Source organism: Nocardia sp. NPDC005825 (assembly GCF_040630175.1).
Lineage (GTDB): Bacteria > Actinomycetota > Actinomycetes > Mycobacteriales > Mycobacteriaceae > Nocardia.
Genome location: NZ_JBEXXC010000011.1, coordinates 37,167 through 60,098 on the forward strand (window position 1 = coordinate 37,167; position 22,932 = coordinate 60,098).

The 22,932-nt window shown below is 69.0% G+C and carries 22 protein-coding genes and 1 tRNA gene; 11 read left to right on the forward strand and 12 right to left on the reverse strand.

Features of this window, described 5'->3' with window-relative positions; all coding sequences use genetic code 11:
- Nucleotides 1–42: 42 nt before the first annotated feature.
- Nucleotides 43–1,365: an acetyl-CoA C-acetyltransferase gene (locus tag ABZ382_RS26860; RefSeq protein WP_357094168.1), complete on the reverse strand. Its 1,323-nt coding sequence runs from the start codon at nt 1,363–1,365 to the stop codon at nt 43–45.
- 130 nt (nt 1,366–1,495) lie between these two features.
- On the opposite strand from ABZ382_RS26860, the gene ABZ382_RS26865 reads away from it, so the two are divergent.
- Both ABZ382_RS26865 and ABZ382_RS26870 read left to right on the forward strand, forming a co-directional pair.
- Nucleotides 1,496–2,896, forward strand: coding sequence for a 3-oxoacyl-ACP reductase (locus tag ABZ382_RS26865; RefSeq protein WP_357094171.1), 1,401 nt, complete (start codon nt 1,496–1,498; stop codon nt 2,894–2,896).
- A complete protein-coding gene (locus tag ABZ382_RS26870) occupies nt 2,893–3,762 on the forward strand; it encodes a MaoC/PaaZ C-terminal domain-containing protein (RefSeq protein ID WP_357094173.1) in 870 nt (289 codons plus the stop codon). Before ABZ382_RS26865 ends, ABZ382_RS26870 begins: the two co-directional genes overlap by 4 nt.
- Nucleotides 3,763–3,938: 176 nt before the next feature.
- Here the strand turns inward: ABZ382_RS26870 and ABZ382_RS26875 are convergent, their stop codons facing one another.
- The 4 genes from ABZ382_RS26875 to gnd all read right to left on the reverse strand — a co-directional run bounded on the left by ABZ382_RS26875 (nt 3,939) and on the right by gnd (nt 8,241).
- On the reverse strand, nt 3,939–5,114 hold the full coding sequence (locus tag ABZ382_RS26875; RefSeq protein ID WP_357094175.1) for a DUF5685 family protein: 1,176 nt from the start codon (nt 5,112–5,114) through the stop codon (nt 3,939–3,941).
- 100 nt (nt 5,115–5,214) lie between these two features.
- Nucleotides 5,215–5,823: a TetR/AcrR family transcriptional regulator gene (locus tag ABZ382_RS26880; protein ID WP_357094177.1), complete on the reverse strand. Its 609-nt coding sequence runs from the start codon at nt 5,821–5,823 to the stop codon at nt 5,215–5,217.
- A 130-nt stretch (nt 5,824–5,953) separates the two neighbouring features.
- On the reverse strand, nt 5,954–7,120 hold the full coding sequence (locus tag ABZ382_RS26885; protein WP_357094180.1) for a glycoside hydrolase family 3 N-terminal domain-containing protein: 1,167 nt from the start codon (nt 7,118–7,120) through the stop codon (nt 5,954–5,956).
- Nucleotides 7,121–7,212: 92 nt separating this feature from the next.
- On the reverse strand, nt 7,213–8,241 hold the full coding sequence (gene gnd, locus ABZ382_RS26890; RefSeq protein ID WP_357094183.1) for a phosphogluconate dehydrogenase (NAD(+)-dependent, decarboxylating): 1,029 nt from the start codon (nt 8,239–8,241) through the stop codon (nt 7,213–7,215).
- Nucleotides 8,242–8,597: 356 nt separating this feature from the next.
- Here gnd and ABZ382_RS26895 point away from each other — a divergent pair, with 356 nt between their 5' ends.
- Complete coding sequence (locus ABZ382_RS26895; protein ID WP_357094185.1) at nt 8,598–10,301, forward strand: VanW family protein; 1,704 nt, start codon at nt 8,598–8,600, stop codon at nt 10,299–10,301.
- An 84-nt stretch (nt 10,302–10,385) separates the two neighbouring features.
- Here the strand turns inward: ABZ382_RS26895 and ABZ382_RS26900 are convergent, their stop codons facing one another.
- Complete coding sequence (locus ABZ382_RS26900; protein ID WP_357094187.1) at nt 10,386–12,212, reverse strand: acyl-CoA dehydrogenase; 1,827 nt, start codon at nt 12,210–12,212, stop codon at nt 10,386–10,388.
- A gap of 369 nt (nt 12,213–12,581) precedes the next feature.
- Here ABZ382_RS26900 and ABZ382_RS26905 point away from each other — a divergent pair, with 369 nt between their 5' ends.
- Nucleotides 12,582–13,187 carry an alpha/beta family hydrolase gene (locus tag ABZ382_RS26905; protein ID WP_357094190.1) on the forward strand — a complete coding sequence of 202 codons (606 nt, stop codon included), beginning with the start codon at nt 12,582–12,584 and terminating at the stop codon, nt 13,185–13,187.
- A gap of 37 nt (nt 13,188–13,224) precedes the next feature.
- Here ABZ382_RS26905 and ABZ382_RS26910 read toward each other — a convergent pair whose 3' ends face one another.
- Complete coding sequence (locus tag ABZ382_RS26910) at nt 13,225–13,797, reverse strand: TetR/AcrR family transcriptional regulator (RefSeq protein ID WP_357094192.1); 573 nt, start codon at nt 13,795–13,797, stop codon at nt 13,225–13,227.
- A 78-nt stretch (nt 13,798–13,875) separates the two neighbouring features.
- Here ABZ382_RS26910 and ABZ382_RS26915 point away from each other — a divergent pair, with 78 nt between their 5' ends.
- The gene (locus tag ABZ382_RS26915; protein WP_357094195.1) at nt 13,876–14,766 is read left to right on the forward strand and encodes an SDR family NAD(P)-dependent oxidoreductase; all 891 of its coding nucleotides are present in this window, start codon (nt 13,876–13,878) and stop codon (nt 14,764–14,766) included.
- 15 nt (nt 14,767–14,781) lie between these two features.
- Here ABZ382_RS26915 and ABZ382_RS26920 read toward each other — a convergent pair whose 3' ends face one another.
- The 4 genes from ABZ382_RS26920 to ABZ382_RS26935 form a co-directional block, all read right to left on the reverse strand.
- Entirely contained in the window at nt 14,782–15,510 is a 729-nt protein-coding gene (locus tag ABZ382_RS26920) for a class I SAM-dependent methyltransferase (RefSeq protein WP_357094197.1), read from the reverse strand.
- A gap of 104 nt (nt 15,511–15,614) precedes the next feature.
- Nucleotides 15,615–16,721, reverse strand: coding sequence for a DUF4185 domain-containing protein (locus ABZ382_RS26925; protein WP_357094199.1), 1,107 nt, complete (start codon nt 16,719–16,721; stop codon nt 15,615–15,617).
- Nucleotides 16,722–16,877: 156 nt separating this feature from the next.
- Nucleotides 16,878–17,636, reverse strand: coding sequence for a crotonase/enoyl-CoA hydratase family protein (locus ABZ382_RS26930; RefSeq protein WP_357094202.1), 759 nt, complete (start codon nt 17,634–17,636; stop codon nt 16,878–16,880).
- A gap of 9 nt (nt 17,637–17,645) precedes the next feature.
- Nucleotides 17,646–18,425: an alpha/beta hydrolase gene (locus tag ABZ382_RS26935; protein ID WP_357094204.1), complete on the reverse strand. Its 780-nt coding sequence runs from the start codon at nt 18,423–18,425 to the stop codon at nt 17,646–17,648.
- Between the two features lie 98 nt (nt 18,426–18,523).
- Here ABZ382_RS26935 and ABZ382_RS26940 point away from each other — a divergent pair, with 98 nt between their 5' ends.
- From ABZ382_RS26940 to ABZ382_RS26955, 4 genes are all read left to right on the forward strand, one after another.
- Nucleotides 18,524–18,748 (forward strand): hypothetical protein, encoded by a 225-nt coding sequence (locus ABZ382_RS26940; protein ID WP_357094207.1) that lies wholly within the window; start codon nt 18,524–18,526, stop codon nt 18,746–18,748.
- A complete protein-coding gene (locus ABZ382_RS26945; protein WP_357094209.1) occupies nt 18,735–19,031 on the forward strand; it encodes a hypothetical protein in 297 nt (98 codons plus the stop codon). Before ABZ382_RS26940 ends, ABZ382_RS26945 begins: the two co-directional genes overlap by 14 nt.
- Nucleotides 19,032–19,063: 32 nt before the next feature.
- Nucleotides 19,064–19,426 (forward strand): hypothetical protein, encoded by a 363-nt coding sequence (locus tag ABZ382_RS26950; protein ID WP_357094211.1) that lies wholly within the window; start codon nt 19,064–19,066, stop codon nt 19,424–19,426.
- 139 nt (nt 19,427–19,565) lie between these two features.
- Complete coding sequence (locus ABZ382_RS26955; RefSeq protein WP_357094213.1) at nt 19,566–20,027, forward strand: hypothetical protein; 462 nt, start codon at nt 19,566–19,568, stop codon at nt 20,025–20,027.
- 51 nt (nt 20,028–20,078) lie between these two features.
- Here the strand turns inward: ABZ382_RS26955 and ABZ382_RS26960 are convergent.
- Nucleotides 20,079–20,149 (reverse strand) — tRNA-Gly (locus ABZ382_RS26960).
- Nucleotides 20,150–20,449: 300 nt separating this feature from the next.
- Here ABZ382_RS26960 and ctaD point away from each other — a divergent pair.
- Complete coding sequence (ctaD, locus tag ABZ382_RS26965; protein ID WP_357094216.1) at nt 20,450–22,201, forward strand: cytochrome c oxidase subunit I; 1,752 nt, start codon at nt 20,450–20,452, stop codon at nt 22,199–22,201.
- A gap of 15 nt (nt 22,202–22,216) precedes the next feature.
- Nucleotides 22,217–22,789 carry a dCTP deaminase gene (gene dcd / locus ABZ382_RS26970; RefSeq protein WP_357094219.1) on the forward strand — a complete coding sequence of 191 codons (573 nt, stop codon included), beginning with the start codon at nt 22,217–22,219 and terminating at the stop codon, nt 22,787–22,789.
- The last annotated feature ends 143 nt before the right edge of the window (nt 22,790–22,932 follow it).

Sequence of the window (22,932 nt, forward strand, 5' to 3'; positions counted from 1 at the left end):
GACTCGGGCCGCACCGCCTTCGCGGGGATGACGCGGTGTCGGCTAGCGCTCGACGATGGCGACGACGCCCTGGCCGCCCGCGGCGCAGATGGAGACCAGCGCGCGGCCGCCACCCTTCTCCGCCAGCTGCTTGGCGGTCTGGGCGATGATGCGGCCGCCGGTGGCGGCGAACGGGTGGCCCGCGGCGAGCGAGGAGCCGTTCACGTTCAGCTTGGAGCGGTCGATCTTGCCGAGCGCGCCGTCCAGGCCCAGACGCTCCTTGCAGTACTGGTCCGACTCCCACGCCTGCAGGGTGGCGAGCACCACGGAGGCGAAGGCCTCGTGGATCTCGTAGTAGTCGAAGTCCTGCAGGGTCAGGCCGTTGCGGGCCAGCATGCGCGGCACCGCGTAGGTGGGGGCCATGAGCAGGCCGTCGGGGCCGTGGATGTAGTCCACCGCGGCGACCTCGGAGTCCACCAGGTAGGCCAGCGGGGAGAGGTTGCGCGAGGCCGCCCACTCCTCGGAGCCCAGCAGCACCGCGGACGCGCCGTCGGTGAGCGGGGTGGAGTTGCCGGCGGTCATGGTGGCGTCGCCCAGCTTGGTGCCGAAGACCGGCTTCAGGGTGGCGAGCTTCTCCAGGGTGGAGCCCGGACGCAGGTTGTCGTCGCGGGTCAGGCCCAGGAAGGGGGTGATCAGGTCGTCCATGAAGCCGCGGTCGTAGGCGGCGGCCATGTTCTTGTGCGACAGGTAGGCCAGCTCGTCCTGCGCCTCGCGGGAGATGCCGAACTCCTTGGCGGTGATCGCGGCGTGGTCACCCATGGACAGGCCGGTGCGCGGCTCGGCGTTGCGCGGGATCTCGATGCCGACCATGGACGGGCGCAGGCGGCCGACCAGCTTCACGTAGTCGGAGTTCTTCTTGGCGCGGTTGGCGTCGAGCATCCACTCGCGCATGCCCTCGCTGACGCCGATCGGCGCGTCGGAGGTGGTGTCGGTGCCGCCGCCGATACCGTTCTCGATGCGGCCCAGGGCGATGCCGTCGGCGACGGTGACGATGGACTGCAGGCCGGTGCCGCAGGCGAGCTGCAGGTCGTGGGCCGAGGTGTACGGCGACAGGGTCGAGCCCAGCACGCTCTCGCGGATCATGCCGTGTTCGCCGACGCGCTTGAGCACCGCGCCGCCGACGACCATGCCCAGGCGCTCGCCCTGCAGGCCGAAGCGGGAGACCAGGCCGTTCAGGGTGGCGGTGAACATGTCCTGGTTGGAAGCGTGGGCGTACTTGCCGTCCGACCGCGCGAACGGGATGCGGTTACCGCCGAGGATGGCAACCGGGCGGGCCTGCTTGGTGTTCTTGGCCGCGGCCTTCGCCGAACGGGCTTTGGTGGTCACTCGAGTCTCCAGTGTCTCGTCGGTGGGAGTTTCCGCACGCGCAGCCCCGAGGGGTGCGCGTCAGTCGGTTTACATTAAACTTACTCTGGAGTAAGTTCATTGTCGACACCGTACCCCGCAGATGTGCGCTATGCCGCTTCCCGCGGACCTAGACAAGGAGAAGGTAGGAAACGTGGCTGCCAGCAAGAGCAAGGGCGCTCCCAACCTCTACGGATCTTTCGTTCACTCCGCCCCCGGCGCGTTCCTGGCCTCGAAGCTGGGCCTGCCGCAGCCGGAGACGCTGCGCCGCTACAAGGCGGGCGAAGCCGCCCTCCCCGGCCCCGTGCTGCTCGGCGGCAAGGGCCGCGCCGCGGACGCCGTGCGAAACCTGCTGGGCGACTACACCTTCGTCGACGCCGTCACCCCGGGTGTGAAGTTCGGCGCGCTGGTGTTCGACGCCACCGGCATCCGCACCATCGAAGAGCTGCAGCAGCTGTTCGAGTTCTTCCAGCCCGCCATGCGCAGCATCGCCCCGTCGGGCCGCGTGCTGGTCATCGGCACCACTCCGGAGCTGGCCGGTTCGGTCGACGGCCAGATCGCGCAGCGCGCGCTCGAGGGCTTCACCCGCTCGGTCGGCAAGGAGCTGCTGCGCGGCGCCACCGCCAACCTCGTGTACCTGCACCCCGAAGCCGCCACCGCCGCAACGGGTCTGGAGTCCACCCTGCGCTTCGTGCTGTCGGGCAAGTCGGCCTTCGTCGACGGTCAGGTCTTCCGGGTCGGCTCCGACGACGCCGTCGCCCCCGCCTCCTGGGACAAGCCGCTGGAGGGCAAGGTGGCCGTGGTCACCGGCGCCGCCCGCGGTATCGGCGCCACCATCGCCGAGGTCTTCGCCCGGGACGGCGCGACCGTGATCGTCGCCGACATCCCGGCCGCCGGTGAGGCGCTGTCCGAGACCGCCAACAAGGTCGGCGCCACCGCCCTCGCGCTGGACGTCACCGCCGCCGACGCCGCCGAGAAGCTGGCCGCCTTCGCCACCGAGCGCTTCGGCGGCATCGACATCGTCGTCCACAACGCCGGCATCACCCGCGACAAGCTGCTCGCGAATATGGACGAGGGCCGCTGGAACTCGGTCATCAACGTGAACCTGGCCGCGCCGCACCGCATCACCGAGGGTCTGGTCGCCGCGGGCGCGCTGCGCGCGGGCGGCCGCGTCATCGACGTGTCCTCCATTGCCGGTATCGCCGGTAACCGCGGTCAGACCAACTACGGCGCCTCCAAGGCCGGTGTCATCGGCATGGTGAACGCCGAGGCCCCGAAGCTGGCCGAGAAGGGCATCACCATCAACGCGGTGGCCCCCGGCTTCATCGAGACCGCCATGACCGCCGCCATCCCGCTGGCCACCCGCGAGGGCGGCCGCCTGCTGTCCTCCCTGCTGCAGGGCGGTCAGACCGTGGACGTCGCCGAGACCATCGCCTACTTCGCCTCCCCGGCCTCGAACGCGGTGAACGGCAACATCGTTCGCGTCTGCGGCCAGGCCATGATCGGAGCATGATGTCGCAGACCATCACGCTGTCCGAGGTGCCGAAGAACGGCGGCCTGTTCGTCAAGGCCGCCCTCGGCGCGCTGCCGGTGCCCGGACTCTCGGCCCGCAAGCCGACCCTGCCCGACCGCAGCGTCCGGCTGGAGGGCTTCCGGGTGAACCCGGACCACCTGGCCGCCTACTGCCGGGCCACCGGGCTGCGCTTCAGCGACTCGCTGCCGCTGACCTACCCGTTCGTGCTCAGCTTCCCGCTGGCCATGCAGCTGGTCGTCGCCCGGGACTTCCCGTTCGTGGCGGTCGGCGCGGTGCACGCGGAGAACGTCATCGAGCGCACCCGTCCCATCTCGGTCGCCGAGCCGCTGGACTTCGACACCCACATCGAGAACCTGCGCGAGCACCCGAAGGGCCTGCTCGTGGACGCCGTCACCGAGGTGAGCGTCGGTCGTGAGCTGGTGTGGCGGCAGGTCACCACCTTCCTGCACCAGCAGCGCACCTCGCTGTCCGGCGGGCCCAAGCCGGAGCCGAAGCCGGACGAGGTGCCGCCCGCGCCGCTGCGCACGCTGCGGGTCGATCAGAAGATGATCAACCGCTACGCCGCCGCCTCGGGCGACCACAACCCGATCCACACCTCGGCGTTGGGCGCCAAGGCCTTCGGCTTCCCGAAGCCGATCGCGCACGGCATGTGGTCGGCGGCCGCCATCCTCGGGTCCATCGAGGGCCGGGTTCCGGACCGGGCCACCTACTCGGTGAAGTTCGGCAAGCCGATCCTGCTGCCGTCCACCGTGAACGTGTACGCCGACCAGGTGTCCGATGGGTGGGACTTGTCCTTGAAGCACCCGAAGAAGGGCTATCCGCACCTCACCGCTACGCTGCGCTGAGTACGAGCCTGACACCCGAGGTTTCGGGCGGAGTCGTGATCACACGGCCCGCCCGACGGGGGTGAAGAGCCGCACGCTGAACCGAATACCGGATGTCGCCACGCAGGGGTTTCTACATCCGATACGAAACAGCGTGCGGCTCTTGTCATTTCGTGGGGGCCGACGGTGGTCCGGCGTCAGCAGTTGCAATCGCAACCGCAGTCGCAGCAGTCGCAGTCACAGTCGCAGCAGTCCCCGCAACCGTCACAGCCGTCGCAGCCGCAATTCCCGCAGCCGTCGCAGCAGTTCATCCACGGCTCCTTGCGGCGGCCGCTGCACGGGCCGGTGTGCTCCGCGCAGCACGCGTACCCGGTGCAGTACTGGGTGCAGATGATGCCGAGACCCTCGAGCAGGCTCGGTTTCTTGTCGAGGTCAACCGAATCCGGGCGCTGCGTGAACGCGGCCACCGGCTGCGCGGCGCCGTGGGTGCTGCACGCGCCCGTGGCGCAGGTGCGGACGACGCCCGCGGCGCGGCCGAGCCGCTTGACGACAGTCCCGAGCGGATCGAGCAGCGCCCAGCGGACGGTCGCGGTCCGGTCCAGGGCGACCCGGGTCAGGGCCGCGCGCAGGAGCGAATTCGATTCGGCCACCAGGGCATGCGCCTGCTCCGGCGTGGTTCCGGTGGCGGACAGCGGATTGAAGCGCCCCTCGGCCCGGTCGGCGTCGAGATCCTCGAGCGCGTCCGCGAGATGGGCGATCCGGCCGAAATGCCATCCGGCTTCGCGCAGCGCGTCAGCGTTCTCGGGGCGATCGGCCAGGATCGCGGTGTGCGCGAACAGTTCCGCGGCGCAGACCTGGGTCGGCTCGGTCAGTTCCGCCAGCGAGCTGCCGGGCGAGTTCTCCAGGCGCAGCTGCGATTCGATGGCCGCGATCAGGGGCTCCACGTCCAGGCCGAGCGGCGCGGCGGCCGAGCGGGCCCGGGCGTGCCAGCGGGTGGAGACGCGGGTCAGCGGACGGCGGGCCAGCCGGTAGGCGTCACCGTCGTCCACGTGATCGCGAATCTTGGCCGCGCCCAGCAGCAGTGACGCGGTGGCGGCCAGCCGGACGCCGGGCGCGTCCGCGGCGAGCACCTCGGCCCGGCGCATACCGCGCAGCGGGCACGGGCCCGCGGCCGTACGTGCCGAGGGCAGCGATTGCTGTGCCTCGGTGAGGATCTCGAGCACGATGGCGTCGGTATTGGTGGCCGCGCGGGCCAGCTGGCCGTGCCCGTCGCGCAGGCTCAGGCACAGGCCGCACAGGTGCGCCTGCCACGCCGACGGGTCGATTCCGTGCCGTGCCGCACTGTGCGCGCACGGCTTCAGCAAGCCGAACAAGATGTCCCCGCTCCCCGGCCGGAAGGGCCGTCCTGCAACACGATCGCAGCGAACTGTGGCAGGCGCGCGCCGGGACGGCAAGTCCGGCGGGCCGACCGGATCAGGCGGGCTCGGCCCGCTTCTTGTTGCCGGACAGACCGCGCCAGGCCAGATCGTCGAGCAGGTTCACCGCCACGTCCATGTCGATCTGCCCGCTCGCGACCCGGTCGGCGATGGCCTCGCCGGCGCCGATCACCGCCACCGACACCACCTCGAAATTGGTGCCCGGCTCGGCGTACTTGGCGCTGGACTCCAGCAGTTTCGCGGTCAGTTCGATGATCCGGTCGCGGCTGTTGGCGATCTCGGTGGCGAACGGCTGCTGGCCGAGCGCCTGCCGGTAGAGGACCTGCCAGGACAGCCGGTTCTGGTCCACGTAGGCGAGGAACGCCTCCAGGCCCGCGCGCAGCTGCTCGTGCGGGGTGAGCTTCGGGTTGCCCGCGACCGCGACCGCTTCGATGAACCGCGCGCTCTCGCGCAGGATGCAGGCGCGGAAGAGTTCGTCCTTGGAGCCGTAGTAGAGGTACAGCATCGGCTTGGAGATCTTCGCCTCGGCGGCGATCGCGTCCATCGAGGTGTCGTGGTAGCCCTTGCGCGAGAAGACCTCCACGGCGGCGTCGAGCATCTGCTGCTCGCGCACCGCGCGAGGAAGCCGTTTCGTTCCGCCTGCCATTCACTCTCCTCGGACCGGACAGTCAGCGCTCATCGCAAGCGCCGAAGCCCTTATCTTACTCCATGGTAAGTTCCGCCAGTGTGAATTGCCGGTGATTCGCCATGCCTGGACGGCGGCGTCGGGGCCGATCTCAGCAGTGCGGCGCGGAGCCCTTGAACTTTGCCATGCGCAAGACCGAGGCATCCACCTGGGATCCCGGTAAGCGGCCACTGTTCACCGCCGCCACGAGCCGGTCCAGCACCTTCGGCACCGCGTCCGTGGTGATCCACAGGGCATTGTCGGCGCCCGCGATGAGGGCGGCCTCCACCGCGTCCTCGATGCTCATCCGGCTGGTGATCGCGGCCATGCCGCCCAGGTCATCGGTGAAGATGACGCCCTCGAAGGGTGCTGCGCCGTAACCCGTGCCCTGACGCAGCAGCGCCATCGCCTGCGGGCTGATGCTGGCCGGCACATTCGGGGTGGTCAGACCCGGCACGTCCAGGTGCCCGACCATCACGGCGGCGCCCGAATCCACCAGATTGCGGAACGGCACCAGGTCCGTGGTCTGCATCTGATCCAGCGGCGGCGTGCGCACCGCGCCGGTGTGCGAGTCGCCCGAACCCGAGCCGTGACCAGGGAAATGCTTGATCACACTGCCCACCCCGGCGTCCTTCATGGCCCGGATCTGCGCGCCCGCGTACTGCGTCACCACATCCGGATCGTCGGAGAAGGAGCGGTCGCCGATCACCGAGTCGTCGGGCTGCGCGCTCACATCGGTGTCCGGCGCGAAGTCCACGGTCACACCGAGGGCCCGCAGCTTCTTCGCGCGGTCCAGGCTGAAGGTGTAGAACTCGTCGGGGCTCATGGTCTGGGCGATCACCCGGGCCGAGGGCGCGGGCCCGATCAGGTCCTTGGCCCGCGAGACCCGGCCGCCCTCCTCGTCGATGGTCACCATGAGCGGGGTCCGCGACGCCTGCTGAACGGCGTCGACCTGATGCTGGGCCAGCATGGCCTTGTCGGTCCAGCTGCCGATGAAGATGCCGCCGATCTGCTCGTTCCGCACCACGTTCTCGGCGTCGGCCTCACCGGTCACGCCGACGGTCAGCAGCTGCGCGAGCTTCTGCCGCAGGGTGAACTCCGAGAGGTACCCGGCCGCGCAGTCCTGCTTGCCCGTCGTCGGCGGCGGCGCGACGACGCTGCTGCTGCTCGGTGCCGCGCTACCGCTGGTCGGCGCGGCGTCGGTGGAGTCCTTCCCGCTCGAACAGGCGGTCAGGGCGAGGGCGGTTACCGCGACAACGATCCCCGGTGCAAGGCGCATACTTCGACGGTAGTCGCCCCCGTCGAAACCCATGCCATCGACACCGGGGTGTGGCACCGCCGAAGCCGGGTGTGCCACCGCGCGTGGCGAATTCAGCCCGGCGGCAGTTCGTGATGCCCGCCGAAGGCCTGGCGCATGGCCGACAGCGTCTTGTCCGCGAACAGGGCTTCGCCGCGGGAGGCGAAGCGCTGGAACAGGGCCGCCGACAGCACCGGCGCGGGCACGCCCTCGTCGATGGCGGCGTCCACGGTCCAGCGGCCCTCCCCGGAGTCGGAGACCCGGCCGCCGAAGGAATCGAGATTCGGGTCGGCGTACAACTCGGCGGCGGTGAGATCCAGCAGCCAGGACGCCACGACCGATCCGCGCCGCCACACCTCGGCCACCTCGGGGATATCGATGTCGTAGCGGTAGTACTCGGGATGTTCGAGCGGCGTGACTTCCGCGGAATGCTCATCGTCCTGCTCGTCGCCGACATTCGCCTTGTGCAGGATATTGAGGCCCTCGGCATAGGCGGCCATGGCGCCGTATTCGATCCCGTTGTGCACCATCTTCACGAAATGCCCCGCACCCGCCGGGCCGCAGTGCAGATAGCCCTGCTCGGCCTGGGACGGAGTGCCGCTGCGGCCCGGTGTGCGGGGCGCGGCATCGACGCCGGGGGCGATGGACCTCAGCAGCGGATCCAGGTGCGCGACCGGCTCCGGTTCGCCGCCGATCATCAGGCAGAAGCCGCGGTCGAGGCCGAACACGCCGCCCGAGGTGCCGATGTCGATGTAGTGAATCCCCGTGGGCCGCAGCTTGTTCGCGCGGGCGATGTCCTCGTGGTAGCGGCTGTTGCCGCCGTCGATGATGATGTCGCCGGGTTCCAGCAGCTCGGCGACATCGTCGATGACCGGGCCCGTCGCGCCGGCGGGGATCATCACCCACACCACGCGTGGAGTGTCGAGCATGGCCACGAATTTCTGGAGTTCGGTACTGCCCTGGAACTTGTCGCCCAGTTCCCCCGCGAGTTCCTCGATGTGCCCGGGCTTGCGTTCATATCCGACCGCGGTATGCCCGTCGCGCACGATCCGGCGCACGATATTCGCGCCCATCCGCCCGAGCCCGATCATCCCCAGCTGCATGGCCCAATCCGCCTCTCCGCGCCTCGAGCGGGCGGCTGAGAGCCGTTCACCGTCGTGGACCCGTGCCGGCGGTTGGGAGCCGCACCGACCTTGGGCGTACCCGGTGATTTACCCGCATCTCACGAGATCAGGTGTCGCCTTGATCAGTACGACGATAGCTCGTCCGGATCGATATCCCGATTCGTGAAATGGGTGTGTAACACCCTGGAACCGGTGTCGATAGAACGGGTGGCTCCGTGCTGTTGCCAGACCCCCGACCCGGCAACCGCACGGAGCTCTTTGCATCTCAGGACTGGCCCGAAACCGGACGACCGGTATCGTTGCAGCAGGTTTGCTGAGAGCTGGGGAGATGCTTCGTGACCGGTGAAATTGCTCGCGTACGCCACGTTCTGAATTCGAAGGCCGGGCGTCGCGCCGGAATCGCCGTGGGTGTGCTGGCCGCCGCTGCGACGGTCGGATACCTGGTTGACCTGTCCGTTTCGTCCGGAAATGTGCCGCGCGGTACCCAGGTGGCCGGGATCGATATCGGCGGCGAGGACCGGGCGGCCGCACGGGCCCGGCTGGAACCCGCGCTCGAACAGCGGGCGACCCGCCCGATCACCGTCCGCACCGGGGACACCGCCACCGACGTGGTGCCGCGGGCCGCCGGACTGGGCGTCGACTGGGACGGCACCTGGGACCGGATCGGCGGTCAGCCGCTCAACCCCGTCACCCGGATCGCGTCCTTCTTCACCACCCACGACGTGGAACCCGCCGCCACCGTCGACGCCGCGGCCCTGGACAAGCAGCTGGAGGCCCTGCGGGCGCACGACCGGCGTCCGGTCGAGGGCGGGATCGCCTTCGAGGGCGCGCGGCCCGTCGCGGTCCGCCCGGTGCCCGGCCTGACCCTCGACGCCCCGGCCGCCCGCACTGACCTGATCGAGCACTGGGCCGACGGATCGGCGATGACCCTGCCCATGGTGGAGACCCCGGCCACGGTGACCGCCGACGCCGTCGACCGCACCCTGCAGATGGTCGCCGAACCGGCCGTACGCGCCCCGATCACGTTCACCGGACAGGGCCGCGACGCCACCGTGGAACCGGCGCAGATCGCGGGCGTCCTCTCCTTCCCGCCGGATGGCCATGGCGGACTGAGCCTTTCGATCAACCGGGAGGCGATGATCGCCATCCTGGCCCCGCAGTTGCAGGCCACCGAGACGAAGCCGCAGGACGCGAGCTTCGACCTGAGCGGTTCTCGTGCCGGTGTGCGGCCCGCGGTGCCCGGGCTGCTGGTCGACTGGGACAAGACCCTGGAAGACCTTCCGGCCGTGCTGACTTCGCCCGGGATGCGGGTGAAACCGGTGGCCTACAAGGAGGTGCAGCCCAAGCTGACCACGGAGGAGGCGGGCAAGCTGGGCATCACCGAGGTGATCGGCTCCTTCACCACCGGCGGGTTCAGCGGGCCGTCCGGGGTGAACATCGGCGTGGTCGCCCGCAAGGTCAACGGCGCGCTGGTGCGGCCCGGGGAGACGTTCTCGCTCAACGGTTTCACCGGCCCCCGCGGCGTGGCCGAGGGCTACGTGGAGTCCGGCATCATCAACAACGGCCGTCCCGCCAACGCGGTCGGCGGCGGCATCTCGCAGTTCGCCACGACCCTCTACAACGCCGCCTATTTCGCGGGCATGGAGGACGCGGGCCACACCGAGCACAGCTACTACATCTCGCGCTATCCGGCCGCCCGCGAGGCCACCGTCTTCGACGGCGCGATCGACCTGAAGTTCCGCAACAACACCCCGTACGGCGTGATCATCGACGCCACCTCGGATGACTCCAACGTGACCGTCCGCATGTGGAGCACCAAGACCGTCGACGTCGAATCGATCACCGGCGACCGCTCCAAATACACCGAGCCCCAGACCATCACGCTGCCCGCCGGCAAGGACTGCGTGCCCTCCGGTGGCGGCTCGGGCTTCACCACCTCCGACACCCGCGTCATCCGCGACGCCAAGACGGGCAAGGAGATCTCCCGCAACACCCGCACCGTCAAGTACGACCCGATCCCGGTCGTGCGGTGCCAATAACGACCAAAAGCGATGCGGCCCGGAAGAATCCGGGCCGCATCGCTGTGTGCTGGAGGTTCGGGGGCTGAGCCCCCGGGACCTTCGTCAGAAGGCGGCTTCGTCCAGCTCCATGATGTCGTTGTCGAGGTTCGACAGGACGGTGCGGACGGAGGTCAGCTCCGGAAGCACGTTGCGGGCGAAGAACTGCGCGGTGGCGATCTTGCCGTCGTAGAACTTCTCGGTGGAGCCGGCGTCGAGGGCGTTGATGGCGACCTCGGCCTGCGACAGCAGCAGCCAGCCGATGATCAGGTCACCGACGGCCAGCAGGAAGCGGACCGAACCCAGGCCGACCTTGTAGAGCTCCTTCGGGTCCTGCTGGGCGCCCATCAGGTGCCCGGTCAGGGTGGCGGCCATGCCCTGGACATCCTCGAGGGCGGTGGCGAGCAGCTTGCGCTCGGCCTTCAGGCGGCCGTTGCCACCCTCGCGCTCGATGAACTGCTGGATCTGGCCGGCCACGTGGGCCAGCGCCACACCGCGGTCGCGGGCGATCTTGCGGAAGAAGAAGTCCTGCGCCTGGATGGCGGTGGTGCCCTCGTACAGCGAGTCGATCTTGGCGTCGCGGATGTACTGCTCGATCGGGTAGTCCTGCAGGAAGCCGGAGCCACCGAAGGTCTGCAGCGAGTCGGTCAGGTACTGGTAGGCCCGCTCGGAGCCGACACCCTTGACGATCGGGAGCAGCAGGTCGTTGACGCGGAACGCGGTGTCCTTGTCGGCGCCCGAGACCAGCTCGGCGACGTCGGCGTTCTGGTGCGCGGCGGTGTACAGGTACACGGCGCGCAGGCCCTCGGCGTACGCCTTCTGCATGGCCAGCGAACGACGCACGTCCGGGTGGTGGGTGATGGTGACGCGCGGGGCGGCCTTGTCGGTCATCTGGGTCAGGTCGGCGCCCTGCACGCGGGTCTTGGCGTAGTCCAGCGCGTTCAGGTAACCGGTCGACAGGGTGGCGATGGCCTTGGTGCCCACCATCATTCGAGCGTTCTCGATGACGTCGAACATCTGCGCGATGCCGTTGTGGACCTCGCCGACCAGCCAGCCCTTGGCGGGCACGCCGTGGCCGCCGAAGGTGACCTCACAGGTGGCCGAGACCTTGATGCCCATCTTGTGCTCGACATTGGTGACGAACACGCCGTTGCGCTCACCCAGGGTGTCGGTGTCGAAGTCGAAGTGGAACTTCGGCACGTAGAACAGCGACAGACCCTTGGTGCCCGGGCCGGCGCCCTCGGGGCGGGCCAGCACCAGGTGCATGATGTTCTCGAAGAGGTCGTCCGAGTCACCCGAGGTGATGAAGCGCTTGACGCCCTCGATGTGCCAGGAGCCGTCCTCCTGCTGGATCGCCTTGGTGCGGCCGGCGCCGACGTCGGAGCCCGCGTCGGGCTCGGTCAGCACCATGGTGGCGCCCCAGTTGCGGTCGGCGATCTTCTGAGCCCACTGCTTCTGCTCATCGGTGCCGTTGTTGTAGAAGACCTGCGCGAAACCCGCACCGGCGGCGTACATCTGGGCGGCCGGGTTGGCGCCCAGGACCATCTCGCCCAGCGCCCAGCCGACGACGGACGGGGCGCCGAGGCCACCGAGCTCCTCGCGGACGGGAACCTTGGACCAGCCGCCGTCCTCGAGGGCGCGGTAGGACTTCTTGAAGGACTCGGGGAGAGTGACCGTGTGGGTGTCGGGGTTGAACACCGGCGGGTTGCGGTCGGCATCGGCGAAGGACTCGGCCAGCGGGCCCTCGGCCAGGCGACGGACCTCGCTCAGCATTTCCTTGACGGTGTCGGCGTCGAGGTCGCCGTAGGCGCCCGCGTCGAGGAGCTTCTGGATGCCCAGGAACTCGAACAGGTTGAACTCGAGGTCGCGAACGTTGCTCTTGTAGTGACCCATGGTCGTACTCACTCTCCATTGAGATGGGTGCGGTTCGGTGTGTGCCGTTCCCGCCCGTAAGGTCTCCACCGGGTAGACACCGTAAAGCAGCGCTACTAGCGGGTAACTTATGCGCCATGTTACCGACCGGTAGGGGGCCCGCCAACCCGATCGAGGCCGAATGTGACCGAAAGCACGCGGGTAACCGGGGGCAGGGGTTCCGTTGAGTCCGTGGGGATCCCGTCGTCGCAGGTGAAAGCCCTGCGGGAGATCGATGCCGGGGCGCCGTGAGGCCCTCGACACAGTCCGCTCCGGGCGGGTGGGCAACCCTCGCGCACACCTCCGGTGTGCCGCGCGAAACCGGCCTGTGACGGTGGTTACGGTGCGTATATGCGGATCGAGACGAGTGCCGGACCGGCGGAGGTGGAGATCGCCGAGCCCGGGCGGAAGAAGCCCGGATTCCTGCTGGTGCTCACCCACGGCTCCGGCGGCGGGGTCGATGCGAAAGATTTGCTGGCCGTGCGGGATTCGGCTGTCGCCCGGGGCGGCGCGGTGGCGCTGGTGACCCAGCCCTATCGGGTCGCGGGGCGGCGCGCGCCCGGCAAGGCCGACGTGCAGGACGCGGCCTGGCTGGAAATCATCGCGGCCCTGCGGAAGAAGGTCCGGGGCGCGCCGCTGATCCAGGGCGGGCGCAGCAATGGCGCGCGGGTGGCGTGCCGGACCGCTCGTGCGGCCGGTGCGCGCGGCGTGGTCGCGCTGTCGTTCCCGCTGCATCCGCCGGGTAAGCCGGAGAAGTCGCGGCGCGAGGAACTGCTCGAGCCCGGCGACATCGAGGTCGTCGTGGTCAATGGCGCGCGCGACCCCTTCGGCATTCCCGACGCCGCCGATGCGGCCGAGGTGCATGTCATTGCGGGACAGGCGCATTCGTATCGCGCCGGGTTCGAGGAGATCGTCGCCGCGATCGAGCCGTGGCTGGAGCGCTGGTCCGCGAACTGAGCGGTTGCGCGCCGCCGGACGGGTCCGTCCTGCGGGCTCAGCGGGCCTTGTTCAGGTAGGCGAGCAGGTCGTCGACGAGGTCGGTCGGCGTCGCGTGCCCCTTGCCGTTCGCGTCCAGGTGGCCGGAGGAGGCGAGGTCGGCGGCCCCGTGGGCCAGCGCGCGGACCAGGGAGGCCATCCGTTCGGTGTCGCCGCCGGGCAGGCTGCCCGCCTCCTGTGCCAGCCCGACCAGGGCGATCAAGGCGTTCTGGGCATTGCGGCCGGTCTCGGCGAGTTCGGGGGTCTCGTCGGCCCAGTGGCCGAAGACCAGCTTGAAGCGGGCGGGGTGTTCCAGGGCCCACGCGATGTAGCCGTGCAGCACCCCGCGCAGCATCTCGACCGGCTCCGGGCGCTCCTGCACGATGCGCGCGAAATCGGCTGAGCGTTCCGACAATTCGCGGGCGGCGACCGCCGCGAGCAGCGCGTCCTTGTTGGCGAAATGTTTGTAGGGCGCGTTGTGCGAGACGCCCGCGCCGCTGCCGACCTCGCGCAGCGTGACGGCCTCGACCCCGCCGGCGTCGAGCAGGCGGAGGGCGGAATCGAGCAGCACGGTGCGGGTGGACGGCGGCATCGGTCCATCGTAATCAGCGGTTGACAGTGTCAACCAGCGCGCTTAGGTTGACAATGTCAACCTCTGATGGGAGCGGGTATGGACCGGGGAACAACAGCCGTCGTCACGGGCGCGACGAACGGCATCGGAGAAGCGATCGCGCGGCAGCTGGCCGCGGCCGGTGCGGAGGTGGTGCTGGTCGGGCGGGACCCGGGCCGGCTGCGCGCCGCGCGGGAACGGATCACGGCGGTGGTGCCCGACGCCGTACTGCGGGACGAACTCGCGGACCTCTCGCTGGTCGCGGACGTACGCTCACTCGCGGATCGCCTGCGGGACAGCCGCATCGACATCCTGATCAGCAATGCGGCGGTGGTGGCCGATATCGCCGTCCGCACCGCAGAGGGCTTGCAGCCGACCCTGGCCACCAATCACCTCGCGCCGTACCTGCTGCTGCGCACCCTGGGCGAGAACCTCGCCGACACCGGGCGATCCGCGCGACTGGTGGTGGTCGGTGCGTCACCGACCGCCTTGCGCTCGGTGCCCGTCGATCTCGACGATCTGGGATTCAGGAATCCACGCGCGCTCGGATTCCCGCCCAGTTTCCGGCCTTTCGTGGCCTACGGGCGCACCAAGAACATGAACGCGATGTTCGTCTACAGCCTGGCCGAGCGGCTCGCGGGCAGCGGCGTGACCGTCAACGGCGCGCATCCGGGGATCATCCGGCACACCGGGCTGGGCCGGGAATCCGCGCGCGGGCTGCTGCGGGTCTTCGGCTGGTCGCAGTGGGTCAACCCGCTGCTGCCCGGTCCCGACGCCGGGGCCGATACCCCGGTCTGGCTGGCCACCGCGCCCGAACTCGAGGGCGTGTCCGGTCGATTCTTCGTGCGCCGCAAGGATGTCGCGACAGCCGCGCACACCACCGATCCGGCGCGCCGCACGCGGCTGTGGGACGAGAGCGCGCGGCTCACGGGGCTGACCGTCGACCACTGACGGGTCGCGCGACGGTCAGAACATGTCCAGCGCCGGGGGCTGGGGAACCTCGAGGGCCCGCGGCGCGTCCGGATCCTCGACCGCCGGGCGGGTGGCGACCACCAGGGCGTCGATGGCGTCGCGATCCTCGGTGGGCCGGTGCACGCGGTCGGCGATCTGGACGCGAATGGCCGGTTCGGCGGCGGCGAGATCGGCGATGATGTCGGCCGGGGTGAAGGTGAGGGCCGGATCCTGTTCGCCGCCATAGCCTTCGGCCAGATTGAGGGTGTCGTTGCCGATGACCAGCAGGGTGCCCTCGGGGGCGAGCATCCCGGCCGCGCGCAGCAGCAGGATGCGACGGTCTTCGGGCGGCAGGTGCAGGAAGGCGACCAGGATCAGTTCGTAGGGACCGGTGATGCCCGCGCGGTCCAGATCGGTGACATCGCCGTGCACCCAGTGGATGCGCCCGCGCACCGAGCGGGAGAGCCGGGCGGCGACGGTACGGCCCTTGTCGATGCCGGTCTGGGAGAAGTCGACGGCGTCGACCTGCCAGCCGTGGGTGGCGAGCCAGAGCGCGTTGCGGCCCTCGCCGCAGCCGAGATCCAGTACTCGCGGCAGCTCGGGCCGGCCCTTGCCGACCCCGTGCACGCCGACCGGCACCCGGCGTTCCAGCCCGAAGACCTGCTCGACCACCGTGGCGTTCGGGGGCGCGCCCCACACCAGTTCGGTGGCGGAGTAGTGCTCGTCCCATGCGGCGGCATCCATGGGAACGAGTCTAGAAGTTGTGCCCGCCGACGAAAGCCGCCCGCGAACGGGGGCGTTCGCGGGCGGCGGGTCGAGCGGGGCGGAGTCCCGGGAGTCGGGTCCCGCTAGAGCGTCGTGTGCATCAGCAGCACGTTGTACTGGCTGTGGACGGTGGTGAGGAAGTACAGGTCACGCCCGGTCTGGTACGGGAAGATGTAGGGCGCGTACGCGGTCGGGAGTTCACGGGTGTCGATGAGCACCGACGGGGGGCTCCACGGCCCCTCCGGGCTCGGCGAGGTGTACATGACCACCGAGTTCCACGGGTCCGTGGTCAGCATGATGTATTGCCCGAGGTAGTCGTTCCACATCACCGACATCTCGGAGACGCCGCCGCCCACCACCGGCTGCGCGGCATTGACGTCCTTCTGCCACCTGCCGCCGTCCCAGTACTCGTAGGCGCCGAGATCGGTGGCGGCGCCCTCCGGGACGCGGGCCACGTAGGCCGGGTGGTTGCGCCCGGAGTCGGTGCCGAAGTTGTACAGGAAGCCGCCGCGCTTGACGAAGGCGTTCATCTGGAAGTTGGAGTTGCCGCCGTCGTCGGCGCGGCGGGTGGCCGGCAGTTCGACCCAGTTCTCGCCGTTGTCGCCGGATACCGCGAGGCTGGAGTAGTTGGTGGTCCACTGGCCGACGTCGTCCCAGCTCTTCACCGACATCAGGCTCATGATCTGGGTGCCGCCGACCGAGATGGCCGCGGTGGGGATGCGGCTGATCTCGATGAAGGGGATCTTGGGGCTGGGGATCAGGTCGCGGGCCTGGCCGAAGATGTCCCGCACCACGGAGTCGAAGTAGACGCCGTTGGCCGGGTCCTGGGTGTGCGAGCGGACCAGGATGTTGGAGCGCCAGGCCCAGGTGCTGCCGACCAGCAGGTTCGGCAGGCCCAGACCGGCGGTGTCACCGAAGGCGGTCAGCATTTCGCCGTTGCCGTTGTCCCACATGATGCCCAGGTCGGTGCCGAGCACGTTGTAGGCCTGGGTGTTGTTGGGGCTCGCCATGCCGGTGACCTGGAAGACGGCCTTGGTCCGGCCCGGTAGCTGTGGCAAACCGTTGGTTCCGTTGAGCACGGGAATCGGATTGATGGCGTTGGGGTTCGCTGCGGCCGGTGATGTCATCGCCAGGAGCAAGGCCGTGGCACCGGCCACAGCGGACAGCAGCAGCGGAGCGGTCTTGGTCAATTGCGTGCGTCCTCCGGGTCTCGCCGAATAATGCGCGGACCAAACGGTATGTGGCGGACCGCACAATGCGTTCGACTCGTTGGCAAAGTGTGAAAATGCTAACAGTGATCGCGAGTCGATCGTGACTGCACACCAGTGTGTTTGCCGTGAATTGGCTTACTTTCCATTCCTATCACGTCCGAGGGCCTGTCGGACGATAAGAGGCAGCTGGGTGGCGCGTTCGATCGACAGGGTCCGGCGCACCGAAGTTTGCCAGGTGCGGTCGAACATCTTCTTGGCGGCCGCCACCGCGTGCGGGGAGCGCGTCGCGATCCGATCGGCCAGCTTCTCGGCGGCCGCGAGCGGGTCCGCGGAGACCTCGGTGACCAGACCGATGCGCTCGGCGTAGGCGGCGTCGACCGGGTCGGCGGTCATGGTCAGCAGCAGCGCCTGATCGATGCCGATGAGCCGCGACAGCGTGGCCGCGCCGGTCATGTCGGGGATCAGGCCGTGCTTGGCCTCCATCACCGAGAACTCCGAATCCGGTGTGACGAACCGGAAGTCGGCCGCGAGCGCGAGCTGCAGTCCGCCGCCGTAGCAACGGCCGTGCACCACCGCGATCACCGGCTGCGGCAGCCGCCGCCACGCCCAGCACGCCTCCTGGAAGGTGTTGGTGCCGCGCCACGGCAGCGGGACGAAGTTGCGGACCACGTCGAGTGGGTTGCCCATCGCCTTGGCGACGTCCAGCCCGGAGCTGAAGCTGGGCCCGTTGCCGGTCAGGATGACCGCGCGCACGTCCGGGCGCTTGCCGATCACGCCCGCCACCCGGACCAGCTCCTCGAGCATGTCGATGGTCAGGCCGTTGTGCTTGTCCGGCCGGTCGAGGGCCACGTACGCCCGGTCGCCGTCGATGGTCAGGGAAACGTTGTGGCTCACGGTCATTCCTTATCCGAGCTGGTCCAGGAGCAGTCGCGCACAGCCGGCCGGATCGTCGGAGAACGGCGTGTGGCCGCTGCCGTGCAGGGTGACGTGCCGCGCACCGGGCAGCAGCGTGCGGGCGCGGCGAGCCTGGGTGGCGTACGTGAGCAGGATGTCACGATCACCCCAGGCGATGGTGACAGGGACATCGGCCAGGGCCGCCGGTTCGGGGAGCCGGAAGTTCGTGAAGGAGGCCAGCGCGGCGTCGAAGCCCTCCGCGCCGAGCAGGCCCTCGACGGTCTCCATCGACATCCGGGTGTCGAGCTGCCAGGGCTTGCCGAAGACCAGGCCGAGGGTGGCGGACCGGCCCACGGTATTGCCGACCACGGTGGGCACGGCCGGGCGCACCGCGGTGAGCAGCTGTTTCGCCCGCCCGAGCGCCTGCTGGCACCAGATCCGGCCGGACGTGTCCCAGCAGCCGATGGGGGAGAAGGCGGTGGCCGAGCGGGCCAGGCCGCGGGCGGCCAGGTCCAGGACGATGCCGCCGCCCATGGAATTGCCCGCCAGATGCGGCTGCTCGACCCCCTCGGCGGTGAGGAATGCGGCGAGCGCGTCGGCCAGGGTGGTGACGGTGGTGTCGGCCAGCGGCTCGCTGCTGCCGAAGCCGGGCAGGTCCACGGCGATCACATCGAAGGATTCGGCCAGTGTGCCGATGATCGGCTCCCACACCTCCCAGCGGCTGCCGACGCCGTGCACCAGCACGAGCGGTTCGCCGCTTCCGGTCCGGTAATGGTTCAACGTGGTCATCTGTCACTCCCCAGGCCGCGATCGCTGATGTCACCCTACAGTTGTTGACGTGTCGCCAACAGGCTGGAAAACCGGCCTCCAACGGTACGATAAAAGGTATGGCAACCCGGAAAGTGACCCTGTCGCTGGACGAGGCCGCCTGGTCCTATGCCCAGGACGCCGCCGCCCGCGCGGGCATGTCGCCGTCGGCGTGGATCTCCCGCGCCGCACGCCGCGAAGCCGTGCGGCTGGGGTGCGGCCCGGTGTCGGATCCGGTCGACCTCGCCGCCGCCGACGAGGCGGAAATACTGGCCGCCGAGAAGGAGCTGCGTGCGCAGGGGTGAACTCTGGGTCTACCACCCGCACGGCACCACCCGTACCCGCACCATCGTTCTCATCTCCAGCGACGGCATCAACGAGTCGCCGCGGCCCTGGCTGATCGCGGCCGAGGTCGAGGCCGTCGATCCACAGGACATCCTCGCGGTCCCGATTCCGGGCCACGGCTGGGTGCACGCCGGCAATCTGGGCCGCATTTATCGCGGCTGGCTGGCCGAGCGGGTCGCCGAGGTGGACGCCGAGACGGCCGAGCGAATCGATACAGCGCTGCGCGCCGCGATGGATCTGTGAGAAGGTGCCAGGCGTATTTCTCCCATCGAATCATGAGAGTCGAGGCACCGGTGCGTCTTTCTCTGAGCGGCACAGGCCTGATGGCTGCCGCGCTCGTCGCCCTTCCCCTGCTGGCCGGCTGCGGCGGCGGCGACAAGCCCGCCGACGTCAGCCAGGCGGACGTCTCCAAGGCGTTGCAGGACGGCGGCCTCAAGGACGCGAAGCTCGCCGACTGCGCCGCCAAAGTCTATGTGGATCAGGGTATTTCGCAGGACGGTCTGCGCATCATGATCAAGAATGACGCCAAGTCGGCGGCAGCCACCGATCCGGAGTCGCTCGGCATGAGCAAGGAGGACGCGGAGAAGGCGCGCGCGGCCACCAACAAGATCGTGACCGACTGCCTCAAGCAGCAGTAGCGGGTGGCTCCCCGGCGGCTCCGGCCGCCAGGGGCCTTGGCGGCCTGCGGTTTCCGCGCCGCCCTTGTTAACTCTCCGGTGCCGGTGTGCAATTTCTGAATCGACCGGGATCGACCCGGCATCCGGGAGGGATCACATCATGCGGAAATCCGTCGTCGTGGTGGCGCTGCTCGCGCTGCCCCTACTGTCCGCCTGCGCCAACAGCCAGCAGGCGGCCACGCCCACCCCCACGCCCGCGGGTGTGCCGACGTCCGTGGCGCCGACCAGCGGGTCCGGCCTGCCCACCACCCTCCCGTCCGGCCTGCCCACGCTCCCCTCCGGCGTGACCCTCCCGTCCTCGATCGCGGCGACGCCGGGCGCGGTCGGCGCGCTGACCGCCGCCGAGATCTCGAAAGCCTTGCAGGACAAGGGCAAACTCAGCCAGCAGACCGCCGACTGCGTGGCCGGGATCTACCTTCAGGAAGGCCTGTCCGACAGCGGCATCCAGAAGATCATCGAGAGCGCCAACGGCACCAACCCCACCAAGGTGAGCCTCGGCACCGAGGATCTGCTCAAGGCGGGCAAGGCCGGCAAGCGGATCGCCACCGAATGCACCAAGTAGGGCCCTGACATGCGAGAAGCCCCGCCCGAATCGGGCGGGGCTTCTCGTGAGAGCCGGTGACGGGAATCGAACCCGCAATTCGACCTTGGGAAGGTAGCGTGTTGCCACTACACCACACCGGCACGGTCCTGCTTGCGCACGCGACTCTATCAGACCACTTCTCCGCCGGTGCAAATTCGCGGGCCCGGGCCGCCGGGGTTTCGAGACGGTGGGAGTGCGGGGGCCCGGCCCCCATCCATCACCCGTGTCGGCGCGACGCGCCGAAGATCGCGGAGCTCTTTCGCCGAAGCACCGAGTTCCGCGCGCGGCCGGTCCTACACTGACCCGCAGGGTCGAAAACCCGTCCACCACTGGAAGTTTGGATGCGCTGAACGTTAGCTGGCGCTGGTTCGGTGCTCCTGCTCGGCGGTCGAGGAGGACGTATGACCGCGGTGCCCGCTCGTGAGATTCCCGAGCTCGAACCCGTGCGGCCGTTTCCACGTCGGATGAACCCGCAGGGCTCATACCTGTGGAAGGCCATCACCACCACCGATCCCAAGATGCTCGGGAACATGTATCTGTTCACGGCCATGGCGTTCTTCCTCATCGGCGGCCTGATGGCGCTGCTGATGCGGGCGGAGCTGGCCCGGCCGGGCATGCAGTTCCTGACCCCCGAACAGTTCAATCAGCTGTTCACCATGCACGGCACCATCATGCTGCTGTTCTACGCGACCCCGATCGTGTTCGGCTTCGCCAACGCGGTGCTGCCGCTGCAGATCGGCGCGCCGGACGTGGCGTTCCCGCGCTTGAACGCGCTCAGCTACTGGCTGTACCTGTTCGGGGCGCTCATGGCGACCGCCGGATTCATCACCCCCGGCGGTGCGGCCGACTTCGGCTGGACCGCCTACACCCCGCTCAGCCTGGCCGAACACGCGCCGGGCATGGGCGCGGACCTGTGGATCATGGGCGTGGCGGTGTCCGGTGTCGGCACCATCCTGGGCGGCGTCAATATGGTCACCACGATCGTGTGCCTGCGCTGCCCGGGCATGACCATGTGGCGGATGCCCATCTTCACCTGGAACATCCTGGTCACCAGTGTGCTTGTGCTGCTGGCGTTTCCGATTCTGACCGCCGCGCTGATGGGACTGGAGTTCGATCGGCACCTGGGCGGGCACGTCTTCGACTCGGCCAATGGCGGGGCCATCCTCTACCAGCATCTGTTCTGGTTCTTCGGGCATCCCGAGGTCTATATCGTGGCGCTGCCGTTCTTCGGGATCGTGACCGAGATCTTCCCGGTGTTCAGCCGCAAGCCGCTGTTCGGCTACACCACCCTGGTGTACGCGACGCTGGCCATCGGCGCGCTGTCGATCGCGGTGTGGGCGCACCACATGTACGCGACGGGATCGGTGCTGCTGCCGTTCTTCTCGTTCATGACGTTCCTGATCGCGGTGCCGACGGGGGTGAAGTTCTTCAACTGGATCGGCACCATGTGGCGCGGCCAGCTCACCTTCGAGACACCCATGCTGTTCTCGGTCGGCTTCCTGGTGACGTTCCTGTTCGGCGGGCTGTCGGGCGTCATCCTGGCCTCGCCGCCGCTGGACTTCCACGTGTCGGACTCGTATTTCGTTGTGGCGCACTTCCATTACGTGCTGTTCGGGACGATCGTGTTCGCCACCTTCGCGGGCATCTACTTCTGGTTCCCCAAGATGACCGGGCGGATGCTCGACGAACGGCTCGGCAAGCTGCACTTCTGGACCACGTTCCTCGGCTTCCACACCACCTTCCTGGTGCAGCACTGGCTGGGGAACGAGGGCATGCCGCGGCGGTACGCGGACTATCTGCCCAGCGACGGATTCACCACGCTCAACACCATTTCCACCGTCGGCTCGTTCATCCTCGGATTCTCGATGATCACGTTCGTCTGGAACGTCTTCAAGTCCTACCGCTACGGCGAACTGGCCACCGTGGACGACCCGTGGGGTTACGGCAACTCGCTGGAGTGGGCCACCACCTGCCCGCCGCCCCGGCACAACTTCTACGAGCTGCCCCGCATCCGCTCCGAGCGCCCCGCCTTCGAGCTGCACTACCCGCACATGGTGCCGCGGATGCGCGCGGAGGCGCACGCCACCTGGGGTCTGCGCAAGCCCGAGCAGGTGATCGAGGCCGGGGCAGTCGACTCGCCGACCGATCATTGACATACGCTCTAGCTCGTGCTGCTTAGTGATCGCGACATCCGTAAGGAAATCGCCAATGGACGTCTCGGGCTCGAGCCGTTCGACGAGAAGCTGGTGCAGCCGTCGAGCATCGATGTGCGGCTGGACAGTCTGTTCCGGGTGTTCAACAACACCCGCTACACCCATATCGACCCCGCGCAGCGGCAGGACGAGCTGACCTCGCTGGTCGAGCCCGCGGCCGGCGAGCCGTTCGTGCTGCACCCGGGTGAGTTCGTGCTCGGCTCCACGCTCGAGGTGTGCTCGCTGCCCGACGATCTGGCCGGGCGGCTGGAGGGCAAGTCCAGCCTGGGACGGCTCGGGCTGCTGACCCACTCGACCGCCGGGTTCATCGATCCGGGGTTCAGCGGGCACATCACCCTGGAACTGTCGAACGTCGCGAACCTGCCGATCACGCTGTGGCCGGGTATGAAGATCGGCCAGCTGTGCCTGTTCCGGCTGACCAGTCCGGCCGAGCACCCGTACGGCAGCGCCACCGTGGGCTCCAAGTACCAGGGGCAGCGCGGGCCGACGCCGTCGAAGGCCTACCTGAACTTCGCCTCCCGGCAGTGAGCCGCGACCCCGGCGCGCGTGAGTTGCGTTACGGGGTAGCCGGTTCGGCCGGGTGTCCGGCGGAAATCGGCCGCTGCCTGGACAGTTGACCGTCATGGAATGGCGCTATTACGCCGTCCGGTGGGCGGGTTCACCGGGTGTAC

Excerpts from the sequence above, each read along its gene's own strand:
- ABZ382_RS26865 (WP_357094171.1), top strand. The coding sequence starts at position 1,496 with ATGCCGCTTCCCGCGGACCTAGACAAGGAGAAGGTAGGAAACGTGGCT.
- ABZ382_RS26870 (WP_357094173.1), top strand. The coding sequence starts at position 2,893 with ATGATGTCGCAGACCATCACGCTGTCCGAGGTGCCGAAGAACGGCGGC.
- ABZ382_RS26880 (WP_357094177.1), bottom strand. The coding sequence starts at position 5,823 with ATGGCAGGCGGAACGAAACGGCTTCCTCGCGCGGTGCGCGAGCAGCAG.
- ABZ382_RS26885 (WP_357094180.1), bottom strand. The coding sequence starts at position 7,120 with ATGCGCCTTGCACCGGGGATCGTTGTCGCGGTAACCGCCCTCGCCCTG.
- gnd (WP_357094183.1), bottom strand. The coding sequence starts at position 8,241 with ATGCAGCTGGGGATGATCGGGCTCGGGCGGATGGGCGCGAATATCGTG.
- ABZ382_RS26900 (WP_357094187.1), bottom strand. The coding sequence starts at position 12,212 with ATGGGTCACTACAAGAGCAACGTTCGCGACCTCGAGTTCAACCTGTTC.
- ABZ382_RS26905 (WP_357094190.1), top strand. The coding sequence starts at position 12,582 with ATGCGGATCGAGACGAGTGCCGGACCGGCGGAGGTGGAGATCGCCGAG.
- ABZ382_RS26910 (WP_357094192.1), bottom strand. The coding sequence starts at position 13,797 with ATGCCGCCGTCCACCCGCACCGTGCTGCTCGATTCCGCCCTCCGCCTG.
- ABZ382_RS26915 (WP_357094195.1), top strand. The coding sequence starts at position 13,876 with ATGGACCGGGGAACAACAGCCGTCGTCACGGGCGCGACGAACGGCATC.
- ABZ382_RS26920 (WP_357094197.1), bottom strand. The coding sequence starts at position 15,510 with ATGGATGCCGCCGCATGGGACGAGCACTACTCCGCCACCGAACTGGTG.
- ABZ382_RS26935 (WP_357094204.1), bottom strand. The coding sequence starts at position 18,425 with ATGACCACGTTGAACCATTACCGGACCGGAAGCGGCGAACCGCTCGTG.
- ABZ382_RS26940 (WP_357094207.1), top strand. The coding sequence starts at position 18,524 with ATGGCAACCCGGAAAGTGACCCTGTCGCTGGACGAGGCCGCCTGGTCC.
- ABZ382_RS26950 (WP_357094211.1), top strand. The coding sequence starts at position 19,064 with ATGAGAGTCGAGGCACCGGTGCGTCTTTCTCTGAGCGGCACAGGCCTG.
- ABZ382_RS26955 (WP_357094213.1), top strand. The coding sequence starts at position 19,566 with ATGCGGAAATCCGTCGTCGTGGTGGCGCTGCTCGCGCTGCCCCTACTG.
- ctaD (WP_357094216.1), top strand. The coding sequence starts at position 20,450 with ATGACCGCGGTGCCCGCTCGTGAGATTCCCGAGCTCGAACCCGTGCGG.